The 24,427-nt window shown below is 45.1% G+C and carries 20 protein-coding genes; 11 read left to right on the top strand and 9 right to left on the bottom strand.

All coding sequences use genetic code 11. The annotated features are described in order from the left end of the window. Nucleotides 1-62: 62 nt before the first annotated feature. A complete protein-coding gene (trmB, locus tag RH949_RS27255) occupies nucleotides 63-698 on the top strand; it encodes a tRNA (guanosine(46)-N7)-methyltransferase TrmB (RefSeq protein ID WP_446357563.1) in 636 nt (211 codons plus the stop codon). A gap of 360 nt (nucleotides 699-1,058) precedes the next feature. Here the strand turns inward: trmB and RH949_RS27250 are convergent, their stop codons facing one another. Further along, nucleotides 1,059-2,978, bottom strand: a complete 1,920-nt coding sequence (locus RH949_RS27250) for an AAA-like domain-containing protein (protein WP_446357561.1) — start codon at nucleotides 2,976-2,978, stop codon at nucleotides 1,059-1,061. Nucleotides 2,979-3,252: 274 nt separating this feature from the next. Here RH949_RS27250 and RH949_RS27245 point away from each other — a divergent pair, with 274 nt between their 5' ends. Further along, the gene (locus tag RH949_RS27245; protein WP_446357586.1) at nucleotides 3,253-3,525 is read left to right on the top strand and encodes an ATP-binding protein; all 273 of its coding nucleotides are present in this window, start codon (nucleotides 3,253-3,255) and stop codon (nucleotides 3,523-3,525) included. Between the two features lie 7 nt (nucleotides 3,526-3,532). Beyond that, a complete protein-coding gene (locus tag RH949_RS27240) occupies nucleotides 3,533-4,273 on the top strand; it encodes a DUF4388 domain-containing protein (protein ID WP_446357559.1) in 741 nt (246 codons plus the stop codon). Nucleotides 4,274-4,515: 242 nt separating this feature from the next. Here the strand turns inward: RH949_RS27240 and RH949_RS27235 are convergent, their stop codons facing one another. The 4 genes from RH949_RS27235 to RH949_RS27220 all read right to left on the bottom strand — a co-directional run bounded on the left by RH949_RS27235 (nucleotide 4,516) and on the right by RH949_RS27220 (nucleotide 8,841). Continuing rightward, a complete protein-coding gene (locus RH949_RS27235; RefSeq protein ID WP_446357557.1) occupies nucleotides 4,516-4,932 on the bottom strand; it encodes a hypothetical protein in 417 nt (138 codons plus the stop codon). A gap of 21 nt (nucleotides 4,933-4,953) precedes the next feature. Beyond that, nucleotides 4,954-5,922 (bottom strand): protein translocase subunit SecF, encoded by a 969-nt coding sequence (gene secF / locus RH949_RS27230; RefSeq protein ID WP_446357555.1) that lies wholly within the window; start codon nucleotides 5,920-5,922, stop codon nucleotides 4,954-4,956. Between the two features lie 298 nt (nucleotides 5,923-6,220). Further along, nucleotides 6,221-7,633 carry a protein translocase subunit SecD gene (gene secD, locus RH949_RS27225; RefSeq protein ID WP_446357553.1) on the bottom strand — a complete coding sequence of 471 codons (1,413 nt, stop codon included), beginning with the start codon at nucleotides 7,631-7,633 and terminating at the stop codon, nucleotides 6,221-6,223. Nucleotides 7,634-7,857: 224 nt separating this feature from the next. Next, on the bottom strand, nucleotides 7,858-8,841 hold the full coding sequence (locus tag RH949_RS27220; protein ID WP_044206052.1) for an alpha-ketoacid dehydrogenase subunit beta: 984 nt from the start codon (nucleotides 8,839-8,841) through the stop codon (nucleotides 7,858-7,860). A gap of 412 nt (nucleotides 8,842-9,253) precedes the next feature. Between RH949_RS27220 and RH949_RS27215 the strand changes: the two genes are divergently transcribed. Continuing rightward, on the top strand, nucleotides 9,254-10,591 hold the full coding sequence (locus tag RH949_RS27215; RefSeq protein ID WP_446357551.1) for a septal ring lytic transglycosylase RlpA family protein: 1,338 nt from the start codon (nucleotides 9,254-9,256) through the stop codon (nucleotides 10,589-10,591). 66 nt (nucleotides 10,592-10,657) lie between these two features. On the opposite strand, the gene RH949_RS27210 is transcribed toward RH949_RS27215, so the two are convergent. Continuing rightward, a complete protein-coding gene (locus RH949_RS27210; protein ID WP_446357549.1) occupies nucleotides 10,658-12,526 on the bottom strand; it encodes a PAS domain-containing sensor histidine kinase in 1,869 nt (622 codons plus the stop codon). 284 nt (nucleotides 12,527-12,810) lie between these two features. Then, the gene (locus RH949_RS27205) at nucleotides 12,811-14,112 is read right to left on the bottom strand and encodes an ArsB/NhaD family transporter (protein WP_446357547.1); all 1,302 of its coding nucleotides are present in this window, start codon (nucleotides 14,110-14,112) and stop codon (nucleotides 12,811-12,813) included. 48 nt (nucleotides 14,113-14,160) lie between these two features. Between RH949_RS27205 and RH949_RS27200 the strand changes: the two genes are divergently transcribed. Next, complete coding sequence (locus RH949_RS27200) at nucleotides 14,161-14,697, top strand: GNAT family N-acetyltransferase (protein WP_006099898.1); 537 nt, start codon at nucleotides 14,161-14,163, stop codon at nucleotides 14,695-14,697. A 136-nt stretch (nucleotides 14,698-14,833) separates the two neighbouring features. Here the strand turns inward: RH949_RS27200 and RH949_RS27195 are convergent, their stop codons facing one another. Further along, nucleotides 14,834-15,976, bottom strand: a complete 1,143-nt coding sequence (locus RH949_RS27195; protein ID WP_446357544.1) for a LuxR C-terminal-related transcriptional regulator — start codon at nucleotides 15,974-15,976, stop codon at nucleotides 14,834-14,836. A gap of 323 nt (nucleotides 15,977-16,299) precedes the next feature. Between RH949_RS27195 and RH949_RS27190 the strand changes: the two genes are divergently transcribed. From RH949_RS27190 to RH949_RS27180, 3 genes are all read left to right on the top strand, one after another. Further along, nucleotides 16,300-16,614 (top strand): hypothetical protein, encoded by a 315-nt coding sequence (locus RH949_RS27190; protein WP_446357542.1) that lies wholly within the window; start codon nucleotides 16,300-16,302, stop codon nucleotides 16,612-16,614. A 257-nt stretch (nucleotides 16,615-16,871) separates the two neighbouring features. After that, nucleotides 16,872-17,303, top strand: a complete 432-nt coding sequence (locus RH949_RS27185) for an HHL1-like protein (RefSeq protein ID WP_446357540.1) — start codon at nucleotides 16,872-16,874, stop codon at nucleotides 17,301-17,303. Nucleotides 17,304-17,868: 565 nt separating this feature from the next. Then, nucleotides 17,869-19,974, top strand: coding sequence for a M3 family metallopeptidase (locus RH949_RS27180; protein WP_446357538.1), 2,106 nt, complete (start codon nucleotides 17,869-17,871; stop codon nucleotides 19,972-19,974). A 145-nt stretch (nucleotides 19,975-20,119) separates the two neighbouring features. Here the strand turns inward: RH949_RS27180 and RH949_RS27175 are convergent, their stop codons facing one another. Beyond that, entirely contained in the window at nucleotides 20,120-20,905 is a 786-nt protein-coding gene (locus RH949_RS27175) for an endonuclease/exonuclease/phosphatase family protein (protein WP_446357536.1), read from the bottom strand. 260 nt (nucleotides 20,906-21,165) lie between these two features. Here RH949_RS27175 and RH949_RS27170 point away from each other — a divergent pair, with 260 nt between their 5' ends. From RH949_RS27170 to RH949_RS27160, 3 genes are all read left to right on the top strand, one after another. Continuing rightward, nucleotides 21,166-21,441 carry a DUF7219 family protein gene (locus RH949_RS27170; RefSeq protein ID WP_006099757.1) on the top strand — a complete coding sequence of 92 codons (276 nt, stop codon included), beginning with the start codon at nucleotides 21,166-21,168 and terminating at the stop codon, nucleotides 21,439-21,441. Between the two features lie 35 nt (nucleotides 21,442-21,476). Further along, a complete protein-coding gene (locus RH949_RS27165; RefSeq protein WP_006099758.1) occupies nucleotides 21,477-21,857 on the top strand; it encodes a response regulator in 381 nt (126 codons plus the stop codon). Nucleotides 21,858-22,101: 244 nt separating this feature from the next. Then, nucleotides 22,102-23,943 carry an ABC transporter ATP-binding protein gene (locus RH949_RS27160; protein ID WP_446357533.1) on the top strand — a complete coding sequence of 614 codons (1,842 nt, stop codon included), beginning with the start codon at nucleotides 22,102-22,104 and terminating at the stop codon, nucleotides 23,941-23,943. Nucleotides 23,944-24,427: the final 484 nt, after the last annotated feature.

Raw genomic sequence — 24,427 nt, 5'->3', positions numbered from 1 at the left:
ATCACTGATTTCTTGATAGAATAGCAAAACCTAATACCTGACAAAAGAAGGAGGTGATACCATTGCCAAAAGTTCGTGTGCGCCAACATGTCAATCCCTTGAGTAAAAAATACCTGACTCCAGTAACGCCTCCCCCGTGGGACAAGGTATATCATCAACCCATGCAACCGCTACATCTAGATATAGGTAGTGCTAAGGGCGAGTTTTTGTTAGAAATGGCAACACAACAACCCAATTGGAATTTTCTCGGATTAGAAATTCGAGAACCTTTAGTTGAGAAAGCCCAAGAATTGGTAGCGGAGTTAGGATTAGATAATCTTCATTTCATATTTTGCAATGTCGATAACTCATTAGCGCCAATTTTAGCCTCTTTGCCCCAGGGACTATTAAAGCGCGTAACCATTCAATTTCCTGATCCATGGTTCAAAAAACGACATGCTAAACGCCGTGTCGTCAAACCGGAATTGGTCAATACGTTGGCAAAATACTTGGTCAAAGGCGGCAAAGTTTTTATCCAGTCTGACGTTGAAGCCGTAGCCCAAGAAATGTGCGATCGCTTTACCGAGAATCCAGCCTTTCAACGTCAAGGAACCGAGTGGTTAGCCACGAATCCTCTACCTGTTCCCACCGAACGAGAAACCTACACAATAGCCTGTAAACAACCTGTTTATCGGGCGTTGTTTGTGATTGGTAATTAAGTGAGTAATTCGTCATTCATCATTTGTCATTTGTCATTTGTATTAATTAAAGGTGTAGGGGCGGGTTTAGGGACTTTCTTCTCGCCATTGATGATCAAGATTTATTCAAAACCCGCCCTTCTACGTCTTATCAAAAACAGATTCCATTTTATTAATTAAAGGTGTAGGGGCGGGTTTAGGGACTTTATTCTCGCTATTGATGATCAAGATTTATTCAAAACCCGCCCTTCTACGTCTTGTCTTTGATGTTAGTCAGGGCGGGTTTTGCTACATACATTATCGGTGGGATTCAAGATTGAGTGGCTAAACCCGCCCCTACACGCCCCTACAATTAATTGACAGACGTTCCACCGGAACCTCTTACCGGATCGTCACGCGATCGCGCCCCTGTCGTTTTGACTCAAATAGTGCTTCATCAGCCGCCTGCACCAGCTTTAATGGATCATCATCTGGATGGGGAATCATTGAAGCAACCCCTAAACTCAGGGTGATAATTGAGGAATATCCGCACATCCGATAGGGATCATGGGAAATATTTAAGGCTTTGACACGTTCTCGGATTTGCTCTGCTAATTGTACCGCTTGCTCTCCATTTATTTGCGGCATAATTATGGCAAATTCCTCCCCACCAAAACGAGCAACTAAAGCCCCTGAATGCTTAACGCACTCCCGAATCGCTTGGGCGATTTGCTCTAAACAAAAGTCTCCCGTCAGATGACCAAACGCATCGTTAAACAATTTGAAAAAGTCGATATCCGCTAAAATCAATGCCAGGGGAACCTTTTCTTCCGCTAATTTCTGCCATTCTTGGGCGAGGTGATCGTCAAAGGTGCGACGATTCGCCAGCTTGGTTAAGTCATCAATTTTTGATAAATACTTTAACTGTTGATTCTCTTGCTCTAACTGTCCAATACGCGGATCAGTTGGCGATTCCAGGGAGAGTTGTTCCCTCAAATAAAGCCGATATAACTTACATCGGATTGTCGCCTGATTTCCCTGTAGTTTTATCAACCCCATACTCTCTAACTTATACGCCGCGATCGCGTCTAAACGCACGCTCTCTGTTGCCATCACCACCTGTTGCAACGCCGCCACTAACTCCGGATTCTTTTCCACCGTGGCGAATTGATGCCGCAAATGATGACTATAAACTCCCGCTAGGGTTGGTGCTTCTTCTAATAACTGTGCCAAGGTAAGATCCGCGTAACGCAGGTGATAAAATGCCAGTTGAATTAGATAAGGATGTCCTCCCACCATTGCCATTAAGTCGGCGACTTGAGACTCATCCATCCCATCGAGTTCATAACGACGGGCTAACTCCTGTACTTGCTCTAACGTTAACTCCGACAAAACCAAGGGTAGTCCCACATTAAAGGGAGATTGATTAATATTTAATGATGTATAAATTTCCGTCGAATGCACCACAACAAAGCGCAGTTGCTCAAACCCCTCATCCAGTTGGGCTTCTTCATGCCAGGAACGCAGTAATGGTAGAAAGTCCCTGGCAATTGTGTCATACTCTAACAGCCGATTAACTTCATTCAATGTCAGCAGAATCGGCGTGTCAATTTGCTCTAGCAGATATCCTTGAAAATAGAAGGTACAGCTAACTTTGCTACCAATATCTTCATCCCAATAGTCATCCAGATTAGGTGGGAGCTGCAACTGCCGAGCGACATTAGCGCAGAACCAGCGCAGAAATTTATCCAGGTTGATAAAAACACTTTCATCAGCTTGTTGAAAGTCAAGATTAACTGTGTGGAATCCTTGCGCCTTAGCGTGAGCAATAATCCGTTGCAGCAGAGAACTTTTTCCCATCTTTGAGGGTGCTTTGATACGAATGATACTGCCAGGTATGCCAATTTCCGCGTAAGCGATTTCTTCGACAGGGGGGCGATTGATGTAAAATTCGGAGTTAAGTGGCAGAGGACTACCAGGGAATTCTAACCGATCTGGTGTTCTGGTTTGGTTTAACATAGTATTGCTGAAGTTGGCTAGAGGAGGTTGGGCTGAAATATCTTTTGTTCCGTTGATAATATAGTACTCAAAGACAGTATTGATATTATTTTTAGTTACTTTTTCTCCAACAATCTGAGAAAGGCGTTGCCAAAGTTTAGCACCAACATCTCGAATATAACTCTCTTCATATCCGATGTTAGCCGAAATTTCCGTATAGGTTAACCCTTGCCAAGTCAAATGAAAGACTTGTTCTTGAATGTTACTCAGTGGCGGCTCACGAAGCATCGAACTCAGGACAGCTAGCGCTTCTATACTATTCATTGAGTATCATTATGTGTTGGATTAACTCAGTCGCTTTAAGTTTATTTTAAGGGACAGAGTGCCAAAAACCAACATTTTCCAACAAAAATGTCTATTTTGGTTCATTCTGAACACCAGAGCGGAAATTATAGGACATTATCCAACAGATAAGGTAGAAGGGGAGCAGTATACTGAAAACGTGACAGAGTTTTCTTTTTATCTCAACTAAAAAACAAAACCACTTTTTTGAATATACTCACAGCAATTTACCCCTTGTTAGGGCAATAACTATTCAATAACTGTAGTTATTATTTATTTTAAAAACGGCATAAAATACCGCTCACAGGATACACCGCTAATTTATATTAGCGCCGTTTACCAGGACGATGAATGGGTGTTTTCGGTCAGGGATAATGGAATAGAAATTGCTCCGAGACGTAGCCGCCAGATTTCCCAAATTTTTCAACGCCTGTATAGCAAACAGGAGTATCCAAGAATGGAAATTGGTTTAACCCTGTGTCAGACAAGAGTGGACAATCATCGTGGTAAACTTAGGGTAGAATCTTAACTCGGTTATGGTTCAAAGTTTTACTTTACTTTTGCTGATTATCAGGGTTAAAATTATGGGTACTCAAGGCACGTTAACTGATTTTTCTCTACCAGCGATTTTTCAGTGGCTTGAGAAAGGGAATAAAACAGGTGTACTAGCGATTCATCCCTTCATCGGTGTCCGTTTCGCATCGGATACAAACTTGCAATCCAATGTCAATGTAGGCGTTAGAGGAAACACAGGAAATGAGGAAGATATGGCGTCAACCCTCAAGACGCGCCATGGAACGTCTCAAGAATCAGTCAGGACGAGTTTTGAACAAAGGTTACCACCTGTAGCAAAACCAAAGCAGATCAACTCGTCTCTACAAATTCAACACTTTCCCAATCACTACATCTGGATAGCTCAAGGTCGAATAGTCGCCGCCGCTAATCGGTTTGATGGAAAGGGTTTGATATCCCTGATTCGACGGGATCAATGGGTAAGCGATCGCGTCTTAAGCAAATTATTACAGCGTTGCTCCCTGAATCACCAACCCTTGGGATTATGGCTCAAAAGTAACGGCGTCTTGGATAGCGCACAACTCGAACAAATCTTTGAGATTCAACTCGTAGAGCAAATTGTTCCCCTATTTCAACTCAAGAATGCTCAGTTCAAATTTGAATTGAGAGCGGCTTTACCTGCACTGGAAATGACTGGTTTAAGTATATCCACAACCGAAGCCACAATGATGGTATCGGGAGCGTTGAAACAGTTTAGTGGGTGATGGGATGATGGAGAGCAGAGGGAGCTGGGGGAGCTGGGGGAGCTGGGGAAGCAGAGGGAGCTGGGGAAGCAGAGGGAGCTGGGGAAGCTGGGGAAGCAAGGGAGCTGGGGGAGCTGGGGAAGCTGGGGGAGCTGGGGAAGCAGAGGGAGCAGAGGGAGCTGGGGGAGCTGGGGAAGTTGTGAGTTAACTCAAAACTCTACCTTCCCTGTTCCCTGTTCTTTGACAAATGACGAATGACAAACTTAACCGCGATCGCAAACCCATTTCCACAGCGGATGACTCGGACCTTGATGACATATCCGACGCACCTGATGCGCCAAGCGTTGTTTTTCGGCGGACGGAATTCCAAATAAAATGTTGCGACTTTGCCAAACTAAAACCGCCGTCGTCATCCCAATACAGATAGCTAATCCCAAAATAGGCAGACGGTTAAATGCAATACTATATCGTAAACCTGACCAGGTAAAATGCTCTTGCAACAACAATAACTCATAACGCCAACCCCAAAGACTCAGCGGAGCAACACTAATCCAAAGAATACCCACGAATAACCAACGACCATACACCGTCAGTTGATGCAGGCGCTGAACTTTCACCTTTATTGTCGGCTCAAGGTGATCTGGAGTGTTGTGAGAAGTCTGAGTGTCTGACGGCTCCATTATAATTAAAGACAATTCCAATTATGCTTTGTCCAAAAATTCAGCTTCGATAACCTGGGTGGCTTTGGTTTGACCCGTGCGTTCTCTCCAGAATGCTAATAGGGTACTGGCAACAAAAATACTCGAATATGCACCAGCGATAAACCCTACAATTAGGGCTAGGGCAAAATATTTTAACGTTTCTCCGCCAAACAAGAAAATAGACACCAACGTTAATACCGTAGTTAACGTGGTATTAATTGACCGGGTAAGGGTTTGATTAATCGCATCATCAACTATTTGATCAATATGTTGGTCGGGATGCTTGGCAATGACCTCCCGGATGCGATCGTAAATAACTACGGTATCATTAACAGAAAATCCAATAATTGTCAATAGAGCGACGACAAAAAGGCTATCAACCTCTACCCCTTGGACTAAACCCAAAATAGAGAAAATGCCCAACGTGACCAAGACATCGTGAAGTAAAGCGATAAACGCCAAAAAAGCATAGTCAAACTGAAACCGGAACGAGAGGTAAACCAGAATCCCAGCAAAGGAGACAAGTAATGCCAGTAAACCGGATGTAAATAACTGTTGTCCGATGATTGGACCTACCGTATCAATTTGAGTCGCGGCTGGATCGAATTCCCCAATCCTTTCACTTAGGGCTTTTTGTAACTGACTGCGCTGTTCAACATCTAACGTTTTCGTCCGAATCGTCAACCCTTGTTGTGCAGCACCGATACGCTGAATCGTACTATTACCCAGCTCCTGTTCATTGAGAACCTCGCGCACCTCTGCCAGCTCTATCGGTTCGTCGCAGTTACCGGGTACAGTACAATCGAGTTCAACTTGCAGGCGTGTCCCGCCAACAAAATCAAGACCAGGACGCAGAGGCGCTCCTAGCTGTGCCGTAGAAATCGCCATGGAAGCGATACCAGCCAGGATGATTACGGCGGAAATGCTCCACCAGAGCGATCGCTGTTTGATTACACTAAATTTGGTCATTTGTCATTCGTCATTTGTCATTCGTCATTCGTTATTCGTCATTCGTCATTCGTCATTTGTTATTCGTCATTTGTTATTCGTCATTTGTTATTCGTCATTCGTCATTTGGTCGGGGCGGGTTTTGCCGCCAAGCTAGCGATAACAATCAATATTAGTCCCTAAACCCGCCCCTACACACAGATGTCATGGCATCTCTCTACATGACTCCCCCAGCTTCCCCAGCTTCCCCAGCTTCCCCAGCTTCCCCAGCTCCCTCTGCTCCCTCATCACCCCATCACCCCATCACCCCATCACCCCATCACTGAGACGGTGACAGATTCGGACAGAACAGTTGCGGCTTCTGGCGCACCCCAGGAAAGCTTAAAACCAACAACAACATAAACGTGCGAGTACAGGTAAGGGCTGTAAACATACTGATTACCACTCCAATCCCTAGGGTAACGGCAAAGCCTTTAACTAAACCTGACCCTAGCCAAAATAGAGCCGCACACGCAATTAACGTGGTTAGGTTCGAGTCTAAAATACTGGAGAATGCTCGATAAAAACCAGATTCGACAGAGCGATAGAGGGTTTTCCCCTCACGTAACTCTTCTCGCGTCCGTTCAAAAATTAGCACATTCGCATCTACCGCCATACCAATACTGAGAATAAACCCAGCAATTCCTGGTAGAGTTAACGTCACACCAATCAGGGCAAAGGCGGCTAGGGTGAGTAGAGCGTAGATACTCAGCGCCACATCAGCAATTAAACCGGGGAGACGATAGTAGATTGCCATAAACAGCAACACTAAAATTAAACCGCCAATGGCAGCATAAACGCTGCTTTGAATACTATCTCGTCCCAGGGTAGCGCCGACAGTGCGATTTTCCACGATTTCCACGGGTAACGGTAACGAACCCCCTTTGAGTTGGGCGGCTAAGTCACTCGCCCGTTGCACATCAAAATTCCCAGTAATCACAGCACTACCGCCACTAATCCCCGTTTCCGCGTATTCGGGACCCACCGTGGGGGCGCTGATTAAAGAGTCATCCAGGAAAATCCCAATACTGCGCCCAGTACCCGCCAAGTCTCTAGTCAGTTCAGCAAATCCTTGTCCCCCCGCCGCATCAAAACGGATCACCACTTCCCAACCATTTCCAACTTGGGTGGTTTGAGGGAAGGCATCTTTGAGGTTTTTCCCAGTTACATTTGTCTTCTCAAACAATTGTGCGATCGCGGCGTTCGAGCGTTCTAAAGCCGCTTGATTTTCTGCGATCGCCTCTTCCTCTTGATCACCACCCTCTTCACTCTCCAGTAGAGCGGCTTGCTCAAATAGCAGTTGCTGACGCAATTGTTGCTCAATCTGAAGCTGGGCTTCTGTACCTGGTATTTGCTTACGGAAATCCAGTTGTGCGGTTCCCCCTAGCACCCGCTCCGCCTGTTGCGGATCATTCACACCGGGGAGTTGTACTAATATTTGGTCGGAGCCAATAGTTTGAACCTGAGATTCAGAAACACCGAGAGCATTCACTCGACGATCCACCACAGTTTTAACAGCCTCCAACTGATCTGGCGCAATTTCGGTAATCTCCTCTGTGGTTTTCACCTGAATTGTCAGTTGTGCGCCACCCCGCAAATCCAGTCCCTGCTGAAGAGGAATCTTCACCAGCACCACAATTGCCAGAATGATCAGGACTAGAATCAGGGCTACTAACGAACGCTGTCTTTGCATAACTGTGACCCGCCGCAACAAATGCTATCTTAACTCTGTTTCTTTCATATCTTGCACCATTTTCAGTAAGCCCCCCATCCGCCAAGAACTCAACGTCTTGACAAGCGAGCTACTGTCCACGCTGAGTAGAGCGAAATCCCGATCCAGTCAGCTTGAGCTGACTTGAGCTTTTAGCCTTGGGTTTAAACCCAAGGCGGTTTAAGGGGAGTGGTGCAAGATCTGAGTTAAATCTGTAGTGCCAACATCTTTTTTACTCCCTCTGCAATCTGCTGGGGTTGGACAATGGTCAGGCTTTCCAGAGTGCCATTATAAGGAGTGGGGATATCTTGAGACGAGAGCCGCAAGACAGGAGCATCCAATTCATCGAAGAACCGATCATTGATTGATGCCGTTACCTCCGCCCCAATACCACCAGTTTTCATGCATTCTTCCACCAGAATCACCCGATGGGTTTTGCGAATCGATGCGCCAATGGTTTCAAAATCCAAGGGCTTCAGAGAAATCAAGTCAATCACCTCTGGATCAAACCCTTCTTTCTCTAGAGACTTCACCGCTTGGGTGACATGGTGGCGCATCCGCGAGTAGGTGAGAATGGTGACATCTTCGCCCTCTCGGACAACCTCGGCTTTATCTAAAGGCAGGACATACTCCTGATCTGGCAAATCTTCTTTTAAGTTATAAAGGAGAACATGCTCAAAGAACAAAACCGGATTATCATCCCGAATCGCCGCTTTGAGTAATCCCTTGCCATTGTAAGGAGTAGAGCAGGCGACAATCTTTAAACCCGGAACCGCTTGAAAATAGGCTTCCAAGCGTTGAGAATGTTCCGCACCCAGTTGACGCCCCACCCCACCGGGACCACGAATCACCATGGGAATTTTGAAATTACCGCCAGACGTGTAACGCAGCATCCCAGCATTATTGGCAATTTGGTTAAATGCCAAGAGCAAAAAGCCCATATTCATGCCTTCAATAATCGGTCGCAACCCCGTCATTGCTGCGCCCACGGCTAAACCCGTAAAACTATTTTCGGCAATGGGAGTATCTAGAACTCGCAGTTCACCGTATTTTTTATACAGATCCTTGGTCACTTTGTAGGAGCCACCGTAGTGACCCACATCTTCACCAAGCACGAATACCGCGTCATCACGAGCCATTTCTTCATCAATAGCCGCACGCAACGCATTAAAGAAAAGTGTTTCTGCCATCAATACCTCACCAGACGTGGCAAATGTCATCCTAGCATTGCCTAAGCCGCAGGGGAAGCCGGGGAGCGGGGGAGCAATGTAGAGACGTGCCATGGCGCGTCTGGGAGATGGGGGAGATGAGGGAGATGGGGAAGTAAACGAATGACGAATGACGTAGCTTGCTTCTTTTCGGGAGCGAGTATGATATAAGACGAATATCACTGACTCAAGCCAAAATTAATTTTTTTATTATAAAAATTAATTTATTGAGGTTTTATTAATTAATCAATTGCAATTAAAGCAATTAGAATTTCCTATTGATAAGTCATAGTAATAAATTTTGTTCATTGCTGCCTCTAGAGATTAGTTTTGCTTAAAAGGGATCGAAAAACTACAGATTTATGTATACTGAATGACTGTGTGAGTCATAACAGTGCATTCTACAGCAGAATTATTTTACATTATGCCATTTTTCGGACTAATTTGGACAACATCATGGGTAGGCTGTTTGCTGGCATCCAGCCAGGGTCTATTAAGAGTACCCGACTACATCACCAATGCTTTGCCGACTAAAGTTTTATCCGTTGTTAACAGCCCACTCGAACAACCAATATCTCCTTTTTTTTCATCTCCAGTTTATTCAAACGTCTGGTCTAACAAGTCTTCAGTAACAGCACTTGCCAATTCAGGATTAGCTAATGATTTAGGCAGTTTACCATTTCCATTCGCCCAGACTGCTACTGTCGCAGCTCATCCATTCAGGGATACTGCTCAACCAGTTACTTGTCCAGCAAAGTCAGATTCCCTGGATGATGGGGGCAAATCCCAACCTAGCCATGATTCCTCATCGGCTTTAGGAAATTATTCATCTACCAACCATCTCTCAAACGCTAGTCTACCCCAGAAAATCTGGAAAATGATCGAGAATTTGTTTTCTTGGGGTCAACCCGTTGCATCTAAAGAAAAAACCTCGGCTGAATCCATAGTCGTAATCAGCGCTCACTCTCAAACACGACCTCGTGGCAGAAATAAGAGTCAGGTAAGAAGGGGGAAACGGGGCTTCTTGCAATATACCCAAAGGAGTAATAAATTAGAACATTCGGCTGAACAGCAGCAATTCCAGGTTGTGGTGAAAGGGCGAACGATTGCCCAATTGCCGACTCAAAAGCAGGCTGAACAAATGGCGCAAAGTCTCACGCTGTTGTTCTGTGACTCATCAGATGTATCTGAGATAAATTCATCGGTACGAGCTATCCTGTCTGATGGAATACCTGTGGTGAAAGCAGGCGATCGCGTATTATTTAAAGTAGATGATACCTTAGCCAAAGACTTAGATCAGCATCGAGAACTTCTGGCAATTGAATGGGCAAATAACTTGCGTCTAGCGTTAGGACAATCGCCATTAAGTTTGGCAGACGCCCAAAAGCAGATGTACAACTTAGTTGAAACATCAAGTACCATTGAAGGCATAGCATCTTGGTACGGACCCTATTTTCACGGTCGGTACACAGCTACTGGGGAAATTTACGATCAGCATGATCTGACAGCGGCTCATCCCACCTTACCATTTGATACCTATTTGAAGGTCAAAAATTTAGAAAATGGTCATAGTGTGATTGTTCGCATTAATGATCGCGGTCCTTATATTCCGGGTAGAACTCTAGATTTATCCCGACAAGCCGCTCGTTCTATTCGGAGTGAAATAGTAGGAGTTATTCCGTTTGAAGCTACACTTATGGAACCACGCGAAAGGATAAAGGATGAGGGATGAAAGAGATAATAAAGATGGGGAAGATGGGGAGCAAATGACCAATGACCAATGACCAATGACCAATTCTTAACTTGGCGTCAGAGAAAGTTCAGGATGCTTGGTGATTATTTGATTAATCGGAATAGCGATAATGAACTCTGATCCGACACCGGGTTGAGACCGACAAGTTAACTGACCCCCATGGTTTTCTACAATAATTTGATAGCTAATCGATAGACCCAATCCGGTTCCTTTACCCAGGGGTTTGGTAGTATAAAAGGGATCAAAAAGTTTTTGGCAGACGTCTGGACTCATCCCAGGACCATTATCGGCAATCCGAATTATAGCATGAGGTATTTTTTGGCAATCACTTACTCCAGGTTTCTCAATACTAATATCCTGCACCTCAGTGCTAAGTTTAATTTGATGAGGAGTCTTTCTACCTGAAGATTCCAATACATCTACAGCATTAGTGAGTAAATTCATAAACACTTGATTGATTTGCCCTGCATAACATTCGACTGGGGGTAATTTGCCATAGTCTTGAATCACAGTAATTTCGGGATGCTCAACGCTAGGTTTCAGGCGATGTTGCAAAATCAACAGAGTACTTTCAAGTCCTTCATGAAGATCAGCGGACTTCATTTCAGTTTGGTCAGCCTTGAGGAATTTTTGTAGAGACAAAACCACCTGCCGAATCCGGTTAGCTCCGACTTTCATTGAATTCAGTAGTTTTGGCATATCTGCCATCAAGAAATCTAGATCAATTTCTGTGATTCGTTTCTGAATATCGGCTACGGGTTGGGGATAGTGAATGCCATAGAGTTCGACTAACTGCATTAAATCGCGCAGATAACAGATGGCGTAATCGATATTGCCGTAAATAAAACTGACAGGATTATTGATTTCATGAGCAACTCCAGCAACCACTTGCCCCAAACTTGACATTTTTTCTGTGTGAATCAGCTTGGTTTGAGCTTGTTGCAGCTTCTGTAATAAATCAGTGACGTAGTGAGTTTCTTCTGCCAACGCCACTTCTGCTTGCTGGTGCAGAGCAATCTCTTGTTTCAGCCGCTCATTGATTTGCAACAGTTCAGCCGTTCGGTTAGCGACTCGTTTTTCTAACTCATCATTCGTTCGTTTTAGGGTTTCCTGAGCAAATTTGCGTTCTGTAATATCTCGCGTTACCCTAGCAAAGCCTCGTAATTGTCCGTCTTCTCCCCGTAAGGCAGTAATCACAACATTAGCAAAGAATGTTGAGCCATCCTTACGCACTCGCCAACCTTCTTCTTCAATACGACCTTGCTGTGCAGCTATTTTTAAGCATTTGTCTGGTTGTCCCTGGGCGATATCCTCAGGGGTATAAAAACAACGGACATGTTGACCCAGGATTTCTGTAGCGCGATATTGTTTAATTCGTTCGGCACCCGGATTCCAGCTTACAATCTTGCCCTCTGGATCGAGCATAATAATGGCGTAGTCTTTGACGCCATCGACTAATAAACGAAACCGTTCTTCGCTTTCCCGGTGTGCGGCTTCAGCTTCCCGGCGTTGGGTGTTATCACGAGCAACCGCATAAATTTGGTTCTGCGTGTGACATAAGGTGATGTTCCATAACAGCCACTTATAGGAGCCATCTTTGCAGCGGTAGCGATTTTCAAAGGAGACAATTTTCTCACAGTCCCTGAGCTTTTGCAGTTGCTTCAAGGTCATCTGCTGATCCTCTGGATGCACCCATTCAATCCAGGGACGGGCTTTAAATTCTTGGCTACTATATCCCAGGATTCGCTCACACATCGGGTTAACTTGCTGCCAATAGCCATCAGGACTGGCAATGAAAAACAAATCAAGGGTCAGGGTTAAAAATTTGTCTTGATTGCTACAAAACTCATGGTGCTTTTGTGTTGTATCTCCCTGAGACTTAGGGATAGGGGGTTCTGCCGTTTGGATGATCATCTATTACTTACCTGATTGATGAGACTCAATTGCGCGAGTGAGAGAAACTCAAAATGATACTACAGGTCTCTCAAATACCTAAACCGACTTGGCTGAGTCGCTATATTATCTGGAAAAGCCCAATAACAGCTTGACGTCTGAAGTCTTTCTGTTTTTTGGAAAAAGCTGTTGTGGTCAGGCAAGCAGATACACCCTAGAGTATGATAAAGCCTTTCGATCGTTATTGCTAGTTTATCCTCTAATATAGATTCTCTAGATATAAAAGACAAAGGACAAATCAAACCTTAGACAATTAGCCAGGGAAACCAGAGGGCTAAACTCAGCAAGCTGAGAAATAGAATCGGTAAAGTCAGAATCAGGCTAAGACGAATATAGTAAAACCAATGCAGGCGCAAACCTTTACGTGCTAAAACCTTGAACCAAATTAACGTTGATAAACTACCCAGAGGAGTAATTTTTGCTCCCAGGGTACATCCAATCACATTAGCGTACTCCATCATTTCCCGAATCGCTGGCTCAGTGGTTGTGTCGGAAATGGCTACGGCATTCAGCAACACAGTGGGTAAATTGTGAAATAGGTTTGACAGCCCAGTAGCCAGAAAACCTGTGCCGATGGCTGTCAGGGTTAACCCCCAACTGGAGAGGGCGTCTAGCTGATGGGTGATGACATGACTCATGCCAACTTGAGCTAAACCGAGGACGACACCATACATCAGGACGCTAAACCCGATCAATTGCCAGGGAATTTCCTGCCAAACTTTGCCCACAGAAATAATCGGTGTGGTATTTGGGAGAAACCCCCGTCTCGCCAATCCTAGCAGAATCAACGCCGCGATCGCAGGCACGATCCAAGTCGGCAGAGCATGGTCTTGGGCAATCCAGTATGCCAGAGGTAGACTGGCTAAAATAACCATACCCCATCGACAAACCAACGGATCACGAATGGCTTGGCGTGGTGGCGGGAGGTGAGTAAGTTTGTATGTGACTGGAATGTCTCGATGGAAGTAGAACCATAAGCTGGCTAAACTGGTTGCGATCGCGACAAATGTCACCGGGGTCATCACCAGACTATAGCGAAATCCTGAAATGTCGCCATAGTTTACCGCAAGCAGGTTGACCGGATTGCTCACAGGGAACAATAAGCTAGCCGCTTCAGTGATAAAACTAACCGTAAAGACAACAGCGAACACGGTTTTAGCCCTGAGGCGTAGTAAACAAAGGATCTCCATCACCGGAGAAATCCAGATTAATGCCATACCCACATTGGTTAAAACAATTGTTCCCAATGCTCCCAAAAGTCCGCACAAAAGGAAAAGCAGACGCCCTTGACCTATCCCCAAAACCGTTAATTGTAGCGCTAACCCTCGCCAAAACCCGGCTTCATCCAGAATCCGGCACAAAATGAGTAGGGCAATCAATGTGAGTATAGTATTGCCAACAGTTGCACTAACTCTAAGTTCGTCCATTAAGGACACATCGCTAACCAGAGTAAAAATCCCCCCTGTCAATGCACCCAATCCGATGCCCAATCCTCGCAGTTGCCAGATAATCAGGATAAGCGTGAACAGAAAAATCAATAGTGCCACACAAAGAAGCCTGTTTAATCACTGATGACCCTTTAGCACTAATATTCTATGGTTTGTCGCCCTAATCCTGCCTTAATGTATATCCGTGATGCCACTGAGGTAGATTTGCCCGCGATCGTGGAAATTTACAATTCGGCTGTTCCCAGTCGCATTGCCACCGCCGATCTAGAACCTATCTCAGTTGAAAGTCGTATCAGTTGGTATCAAGAACATAAACCAAACAGCCACCCTCTTTGGGTCATGGACTGCCATGAACGATCCAATTCTACAGGTCAAATTGCTGGTTGGCTCAGTTTTCAGGCTTTCTTAGTCCGCCCAGCCTACCATGCAACGGCTGAACTTAGCGTCTACGTGTCTCCCGATTTTCGGCGTCAAGGAATAGGACAACAATTGCTGCAACGCGCTATCAAACAGACTCCTAAGTTAGGACTCAATACCTTAGTGGCATTAATTTTTGCTCACAACCAACCCAGCCTACACCTCTTTCAAAAATATGGCTTCCAACGTTGGGGGTATTTACCTCAAATAGCGGATATGGGTCACATTGAGCGTGATTTGGTAATTATGGGACGTCGAGTGTGTTGATTTGTCATTTGTTATTTGTCATTCGTCTTATGTCTTATGTCTTATATCATTTGTTAGGGAACAGGGAACAGGGTAATGGGCTATAGAAATTTTGTTTCCCATCTTCCCCAGCTCCCCCAGCTCCCCCATCACCCCATCACCCCATCACCCCATCACCCCTGTTCCCTTGAATCACCTTCTCAACTAAATCAGGATGACGAATTCTGACCCAATCCGGAAACGCTAGATAGGGATCATCCGTTAGCTGGCGTTTTAAAAGCTCAATGATATCATCGACTTCATTGACCAAATCAAAAACAAAAATATTAAATTTCATCGTCTGATTGACATTGAAGTCTAGCGCCAGGAAATGTTCAATATCAATATCTTTACCTAATCCCAAAACAAAAAACTTGATATCTTTATGATTTTCTATTTTGCTACAGACTGAAGTAATACATTGAATAAATTGCTCTTCGTCATCAAATTGACCATCAGTATAAATAATAAAAAAGGCTCCTTTATCATTAGGTTTGCCTCCAGTTAACCAAGTATTAACACAATGGTTTAAAGTCGGAACAACAAAGGTTTTGGTTTTGGGTTTATTGTTGACGAACAGCTTCCAAACTTGAGAGGCATCGTTAATCACAATAGGTTTGGGTTTGACCCTTTCCCTGCTGAAGAAGTAAACAGAGACCCGATTGTCAGTCGGATAGCCCTGCTTCATGGCAATTTTTTCATCCGCTTTATTCCCGAATTCAGAACCAACTGACAGAATGGCGGCAATATGTCCTTCAACAACTTCCGCTAGATACTCGTAACGAGTTTGCTTTCCGGTATCTTCATCCTTTCTCACCATAGAACCACTCTGATCAATCAGGATAAAGATATCGCGGTTGTTAAGTGGAGAATCGGACACATCCTTAACCGTTAATCTCACTTCACTCGTCACGCGAATTTCTGTATCTTCGCGTTTCACTATCTTGTGATTATTATCATCTACAACTTCAGATAACTTTTGGTGAGTTACACTCAAGGTTTGCCGGGTTACAAGTTCAGGTTGATATTTAGCGAACAGCGCAATTAACTCTCCTCGTTTAGAACGCCGTTCATCAGGAAACTCATTTCTCAGCCTAAAAGCTGAACAGATATTCTCAACGTGTTTTCTTACCGTTGATGTTTCAATATGTAACGATTGAGCGATATCCTGATCCGAAACGCCAGCCAAGAGCAATTTCAGCACTTGCCTGCGTCGTGGTGTCAATCCCTCAAAGGCTTCAGTAAACTGCCAACGGTTCATTCTCGCTCATGCAACTTAGATGGGTTTATTTTCATTTTGATGTATTCTGGATCACTTTCCCAGTGTCTGAGTCTGCAGGAAGAAAAAATCTGAGTGTATCCTGTTGGTTGGCAAAAGCAGGCTAAGTTTGATTCTTCAGACGTTAAAATGACATAATTTAGCACAAAAAGATATATTTTGAGGCATAATCGCCACAATTTTTGTAATTCTTTGAGAAAATACTAAATTTTTCACCAAAATTCCCTTTTATGCGCTTTAATTGCATTTAAGCCAGTAATTGTCTGGCAAGCCTAACCCATTAGGATACCAAATAAGGTGTGACTATGACCGTTAAATACCTTACTACATTTGCCATCGCTTCACTTTTGAGTCTGGGATTAGCCACAGGTTGTAGCGCTCCCCCAGAAACGGATGATAGTACGACTATCGAGGAAACTGAGCCAGCTAACCCTGATAACGCAGCGACTGAAGATGCTGCTCCTGCTGCAACCGATAAGGCAGTCGAAGAGAAGGGAGACATGGAAAAGGCAACTGAAGATAAAGACATGTCTGACAAGGCGACTGAAGATAAAGACATGTCTGATGAGACGACTGAACCTAAAGCTGAGGACGACACAACTTCTGAAACCACTCCTTAAGCTTCCCTAGGTTCAACTTAAAAAATTTTTATCTGTAGGGGCGCACCGACGTGCGCCCTTTGTTGTATAGCGCTACGGGGATACGTTAGGACTTTTCTCTATTGCCTATTGCCTTTTCACCCAATTTTATTGTCCTAACCTCAATGCGTAGTGCTATATGCGGTGTCTGCATTTCAGACTCATCAGCAAACGTTGGCAGCACAAGTTTCCTGAGAATGATGTAAACTTTTGTTAAGACGCGATCAGAGGAACTTAATATGACCACCCAACTCGGCTTTGGCAAAGTCCAACCCAAACAGCAGAAAGCCAAGAAAAACAAAGTCAAACGGGCAGCCGCTTCCCGCAAGTATGATGAAATGCAAAACTCGGGATTACCGGAATTCAATATCTATGTCCGGATTAAGGGAGAGAAAAACTGGTTACCGGCTGGCTCAATGGCAGTGAATCGCAGCAGTCAAATCAACCAGGCGTTATTTCAGCAAGAAGAGGAGTTACTCAAAGGAATATTTCGGCTATTCCCCAAACTGCGGAAGCGCCAAAGCGAGTTGGAATATGGTTATCGACTCAAAGAGTTTAAAGACGAACCTATCGTTGTGGCAACTCGTCCCCAAGCAACACCAGGGAATTTGATTCAATCCACTGTCAGCCAAGTTAAAGAACGTTTCTCATCAGTATTCCAGCGTCAGTAGGGTTGGCTGAATAAGTCTTGTGTTGAGGGGGAGCTGGGGGAGCTGGGGGAGCAGAGGGAGCTGGGGGAGCTGGGGGAGCTGGGGGAGCAGAGGGAGCAGGGGAAGCGGGGGGAGATATTAGCTGTTCAGTTATTTCTGCCTTCTTGCACTAGGGTACTGATGCGTGTGTAGGGGCGGGTTTCACAACTATCGTTTCTGACTTCACCCAGATTTAGCTAAATCCGCCCCGGCTCAGTTGCCACGCATTTAAGGGAAGCTTGTAGTGAGGGAACCTTAGCCCTCTCCAGCTATGCGTTATAACACTAAAGTGCTTACTGCAAAGCTCTATTTTAGCTGGGTCACGCATAAACTCAATCCTTGCCTTCTACCACTCAAATTAATCTTCACGATGATAAGGATCACTGACGTCAAAAAATATTCTTGCTAATTATTTAATTTTCGCGCCTCACCGCTTCCCCAGGGAAGCTTCAGGCGTTAGTTTGATACAAGGCAAGCGGCTATAGCGGCTTGCCTTGTATCACCACTACATGCTGTTTTAGTCTGATTTTGTAACCCGATACGACTCATGATTGCCAATCCAACTATGACTGAGAATCCATTACGCCGTGAAAAGGGACTCCCCCCTTTTGACCAGATTGAGCCAAACCATATTGTGCCTGCGATGACACAGCTATTAGCTGAACTTGAGCAGGAATTAGCCGCCCTAGAGGAAAAGGTAGTACCAACCTGGGACGGTTTAGTCGAACCCCTAGAAACATTGACAGAACGCCTCAGGTGGAGTTGGAGCATCGTGAGTCATTTGATGGGGGTGAAAAATAGCCCGGAACTGCGTGAGGCTTATGAAACGGTTCAACCCAAAGTCGTTCAATTCATCAACACACTCAACCAAAGTCAACCCTTATACAAAGCCTTTAAAGCCTTGCAGGATGGGGATGAATGGCGTAGCTTAGAGCCAGCCCAAAAACGCATCGTAGAAGCCGCCATTCGAGATGCTGAACTGTCGGGTGTGGGACTTGAAGGAGAAGTGCGATCGCGCTTCAATCAAATTCAGATGGAGTTGGCGGAACTATCGACAAAGTTCTCCAACCATGTCCTAGATGCAACCAAGGCATTTAGCATGACCCTAACCCGTCCAGAAGAGGTAGAGGGTTTACCTCCTAGCTTAAAGAGTTTAGCCGCTCAAGCCGCCCGCGCCGCCGGGGAAGAAAAGGCGACTCCGGAAGCAGGTCCCTGGCGGATCACGCTGGACTATCCCAGTTACATCCCCTTCATGCAACACAGTACCCGTCGGGATTTGCGGGAGAAACTCTATAAGGCTTTTGTCAGCCGCGCCTCCTCTGGGGAGTTGGATAACAGTCCCCTGATTGAACGGATTTTAGAACTGCGTCAAGAAAAATCCAAGCTGCTAGGGTTTAGCAGTTATGCTGAATTAAGCCTTGCTAGCAAAATGGCACCGAATGTTGAGGCGGTGGAGGGATTACTGGAAGAACTGCGTGGTGCGAGCTACGATGCGGCGGTTAAGGATTTAGAGGCGTTGAAAGAATTTGCATCGGCTAAAGGTGTCCCCGAAGCCAATGAGTTGAAACACTGGGACATCAGTTTTTGGTCAGAACGTCAACGGGAAGAAAAGTTTGCCTTCAGTGCTGAAGAATTGCGTCCTTATTTTCCGTTACCTCAAGTGCTGGATGGCTTGTTTGGCTTAATCAAGCGACTGTTTGGGGTAACAATTACGCCTGCGGATGGACAAGCCCCCGTCTGGCATGAAGATGTCCGCTATTTCCAAGTTACCGATGAAACAGGAAGTGCGATCGCGTTTTTCTATTTAGATCCCTACAGTCGTCCCGCTGAGAAGCGTGGGGGCGCTTGGATGGATGATTGTGTGGGGCGTGCCAAACTAACGGAAGCCGGGACAATGACGACGCGCCTACCCGTTGCCTATTTAGTTTGCAACCAAACGCCACCGATTGATGGTAAACCCAGTTTAATGACCTTTGGTGAAGTCGAAACCCTATTCCACGAGTTTGGTCACGGGTTGCAACACATGCTCACCAGAGTGGATTATGCTGGTGCAGCCGGAATTAATAATGTGGAATGGGATGCGGTGGAATTGCCCAGCCAGTTTATGGAAAACTGGTGTTACGATCGCCCCACGCTGATGGGTATGGCGAAGCACTACGAAACGGGAGAATCCCTGCCAGAACATTATTATCAGAAACTCTTGGCAGCCCGGACTTACATGAGTGGTAGTGCCATGTTACGGCAATTGCACTTTAGTTTAGTGGATATCGAACTGCACCACCGTTATCAGCCCGGTGGGGAGGAAAGTGCCAGTGATGTCCGTCACCGGATTGCCAAAACCACCACCGTGTTACAACCCTTACCGGAAGATTCTTTCCTCTGTGCCTTTTCCCATATCTTTGCGGGCGGCTATGCGGCTGGGTATTACAGTTATAAATGGGCAGAAGTCTTGAGTGCCGATGCTTTTGCTGCCTTTGAGGAGGTTGGTTTAGAGAATGAAACCGCCGTGGCGGATACAGGAAAGCGGTATCGGGATACGGTACTGGCATTAGGCGGTGGTGTGCCACCGATGGAGGTATTCAAGCAATTCCGGGGACGGGAACCGAGTACGGAACCGTTACTGCGTCATAGTGGATTAGTCGGGGCGTCTTAGGGAATTGAGCCTCCTGCGATCGCGAAATTACCCTGTAGGGGCGACCCGCTGGCATTAATCAAAAATTCCATTCCACTCAATTGGATCGGGTCGTCCTCTACTCAACCGCTTAGGTAAAAAAGACTTGAAGTGATTCATAGTGTACCTAATCATTAACAAAATTAGCAATAACTGGGAAATGATCAGAGGGAAAAATTCCTTGCCATTTCCTATTATCAACCGTCACAGTTTCTTGTCTCAGGCGACTATCGTAATAAATCGTATCAACAGCCGCAAACGCCTCACCTGTAAACCCATGAATACTCTGCTGTTTTTCCAATTCAACACCCGCCAAAGCGTCATGGAGAATCATAGAATTCGTTGATGAATCAGATAAGATTTCCCGTGGCAAGCTACCGGGTTCAGCATTAAAATCACCGGTTAGGAAAAGATAGGTATTGTCAGGATGGCAGTGAATCATGCGATCGCGGATTAGTTTTGCCCCCAGTTCCCGTGCTTTGGCACTGGTATAATCCAGATGGGTATTAAAACAGGTGATTGTTTTAGACACCTGCGCTACACTAAAGACTGCCCAGGTTGCCATTCGCGGTGCAGGATTTCCCCACTCAGGACTGATACTCCCAGCAACATCAGGCGTATCGCTTAAGTAAAAATCGCCATTATCCAGGCATTTAAGACGGTCTTGGTTATAGAAAATCGCACAATGTTCTCCTGTCCCTGTTCCCGTGCGATCGCCCCCAATACTTTGATAATTCGGTAAACGGCGATGTAAGTCAAGTAGCTGGTGGGCTTTGCCTTCTTGGGTGCCAATGATATCTGGATGATACTCCTGAATCAGCGCCGCGATCGCATCACGCCGAATCCTCCAATCCTGGTTATCGGGATCTGGCTTATCGTAACGGATATTGAACGTTATGATTCTAATGTTCATAGGTGATTCGTCTTTTGTCATTTTTCATACTCAAGGAAGCGAGAAGCAAGCTACATAATTTGTTCCCTGTTCTCTATTCCCTGTTCTCTATTCCCTATTGACTATTCCCTATTGACTATTCCCTATTTCCTTTCCTCATTCCTATGTTCATAACTCAAATCGAATCATTATATAACATTTAGTTAACTTATAGTTAAGGCAAGGTTAAGTGTTTGTTAATATAATGGAAAGTAAGAGATTATGAGACAGGAGGCTAAGATATGGCACAGTCCACATCATCCGATTCCGCACAGGTCAGTAAACAAAACTTTCTTTACCCTAGATGCCGCTATTACGGCAAGTTTACCCCAGAGGATCTAGCCTTTAATGCCAACTTGCAAGAGTTTGCCCAGAAAGTGTCCTATATTTCTGCCCTAGAAACTGGCGGTAAGATTTCCTCTGAACGAGCCTATGAGCAAGTACAGTCATTGTGGAAGCAGTTGAAATATAGTAAGGAATCCTTGGGCATTGGTCAAGCTAACCCCCCCAAAACCTAATAGATTTTGTATAAGACGGTCGTTTGAGAAAAACTGTGACACACAATGCTGCAATTTTAGTCATTGAAGATGAAGAAATTTTGCGGGACATTATCCTTAATGTCTTACAGGAAAAAGGGTATCAGGCAATTGGTACTGGGGATTCTCGCAGGGGCTTACTCTTAGCCAAAGAGTTAGTCCCTGATTTGATTTTGTGCGATATTCGGATGCCAAAGTTAGATGGGTATGAAGTTCTCAAAGCTTTACGTCAAGATTCAAAGACTAGGACTATACCCTTTATCTTTATTTCAGCAGAAAAAAGCCAAGTTGTTAGGAACCGAGGGCAGCAGTGTGGGGCAAATGGTTATCTTGCAAAACCTTTTACAACCGATGAACTTTTAAAGGTAATCGCTAATCATATTAACTTTTATCAGTAAACGATAATTCTTTTATGTCTATATTTATTGCCGATAACACCGATTTATAATTACGAATCAGGGAGGGTTTTGTTGTTTATTTATTGGCAGATAGGGGGAATTGTGTTGTTCATTTATCAGTGAGGAGGGCGGGCGCAAGTTGTTCATTTATCGGTGACAAGTTAAGTTAGTGGCTAAACCCGCCCCTACAATGGATCAGGATCTACACTGCGTAGTAGTGCTGGCAAAATGTCTACCAGAAACAATGAACCGACGCAAGAAACGCTACTCGCTGAGATTTCTAATCCGGAATATTCGTCAATCGCTTTCAGTATTCCGCTATAGTGGACGCGCCTTGAGGTTAGTGTGGACAACCAGTCACAGACTAACGCTGGTGCTAGCAATTTTAACCGTTATCGCGGGATTATTACCTGCCGCGATCGCATACTTGGGCAAGTTGATTGTAGATACCGTGGTATTGGCGTCTCAGTCAGGGTTAGCCGCCCATCGGTGGCTAACGTTAGGCTATGTCGGATTAGAAGCGATCGCGGTTATGATACTGGCAGGAAGTCAGCGCGGTCAAACGGTTTGCCAGTCGCTATTGCGGGTATTATTAGCCCAACGGGTCAATGTGTTAATTCTAGAAAAAGCCTTAACCTTAGACTTACCCCACTTCGAGGACTCCGAATTTTACGACAAAATGACTCAGGCGCGGCGAGAAGCCTCCAGTCGTCCTCTGGCGCTAGTGACGCGAACGTTTGGACTGGTTCGGGATAGTCTGTCGTTACTCACCTTTGGCGGATTACTGCTGCAATTCTCAACCTGGGCGGTAGCGATATTAATCATCGCCGCCATTCCTCCCTTTATCGCCGAAACGCGCTTTGCTGGTGTCGCCTTTCGCTTATTCCGGTGGCGTTCCCCAGAAACCCGCCAGCAGCATTACTTGGAAACCTTAATTGCCAGAGAAGATTACGCCAAGGAAATTCAGCTATACCAGCTTGGCGCAACCATGCTACAACGCTACAGCGACACCTTCAGACGCCTTTACCGGGAAGATAGAGATTTGACCGTTCGTCGAGGATTTTGGGGTTACTTGTTAGGGTTGCTGAGTACGCTGACATTTTATGGGGCGTATGCGTGGATTGTTATCGAAACCATCTTTGGTCGGATTTCCTTGGGCGATATGACCATGTATTTAACCGTATTTCGCCAAGGACAATCTACCTTTTCCGCCATACTCACCTCTGTTGGCGGTATGTATGAAGATAACCTCTATATTTCCAACCTCTACGAATTTCTGGAACAAGAGGTTCCCCAATCTCAGGGAACAGCAACTCAGGGAATAAAACCGGGGGATGGGATTCGGTTTGAGACTGTATTTTTTACCTATCCTGGAAGTCAAACCCCGGCACTAAAAGGGATTGAATTACACCTGAAACCGGGAGAAAAGTTAGCCATTGTCGGCGAAAATGGGTCAGGAAAGACAACGTTGATTAAACTATTAACTCGTCTCTATACGCCGGATTCGGGGCGCATTTTGTTAGATGGGGTAGATTTACAGGAATGGAAACTTGATACCCTACGCCGTCGGATTGGGGTAATATTCCAGAACTTTGTCCGCTATCAATTTACCGTAGGCGAGAATGTTGGCGTCGGGGATGTAGACTATTTGCAAGATAAAACCCGCTGGGAAAATGCAGCAGAGAAAGGCATGGCTAAGTCGTTTATTGAGTCAATGCCAGACGGATTTAGCACCCAGTTAGGGCGATGGTTTAAGGGGGGACAGGAACTCTCTGGAGGTCAATGGCAGAAAATAGCCCTATCTCGTGCTTTTATGCGAACAGGTGCAGATATTTTAGTCTTAGATGAACCCACAGCCGCTATGGATGCAGAAGCGGAGGTACGAGTCTTTGACCATTTCCGCACGATTACCCAGAATCAAATGGTGGTGTTGATTTCTCATCGCTTCTCCACAGTACGAATGGCAGATAAAATTGTGGTGATGGCGGGGGGAGAAATCATTGAACAGGGAACTCATGAGGAATTAGTGGAACTTGGTGGACGTTATGCGCGGTTATTTGCGCTACAGGCGGCGGGATATCAATAGTTAATTTATCGGTGGGGAGGGCGGGTGCAAGTTGTTCATTTATTGGTGAGGCATTCAATTTAATCCCTAAACCCGCCCCTACAAATGATTGATGGCGAATAAATTTATATCATGTCCTGATGATTTTCTAGAATTACAAACCTATAAAAATAAAGGTTAAAATCATTTTTATTAAGAATATTTTACCCGAAATAATATAACCTATTGTAGGGGCGACCCGCTGCATAAATCAACAACACCCATCCTCTCAATTTTATCGGGTCGCCTTTTACCAAATTAGGTTGGGTTGTCCTAAGCTGTTCGGCATTTAAACCGTAATGTCAATAATGGCGCAATCCTTGTAGTGCGAGCATCTTGCTCGCTACTAATACCTAATTCAAATGCATAACAGTGGGGAGGGCGGGTGCAAGTTGTTCATTGATTGGTGAGGCATTCAATGTTAATCCCTAAACCCGCCCCTACAAATGATTGATGACGAATAAAT

The organism is Coleofasciculus sp. A1-SPW-01 (assembly GCF_040217205.1).
GTDB classification, from domain to species: domain Bacteria; phylum Cyanobacteriota; class Cyanobacteriia; order Cyanobacteriales; family Coleofasciculaceae; genus Coleofasciculus; species Coleofasciculus chthonoplastes_A.
Note: the sequence above shows the minus strand (reverse complement) of the source record. Positions and strands in the feature narration are given on the sequence as shown.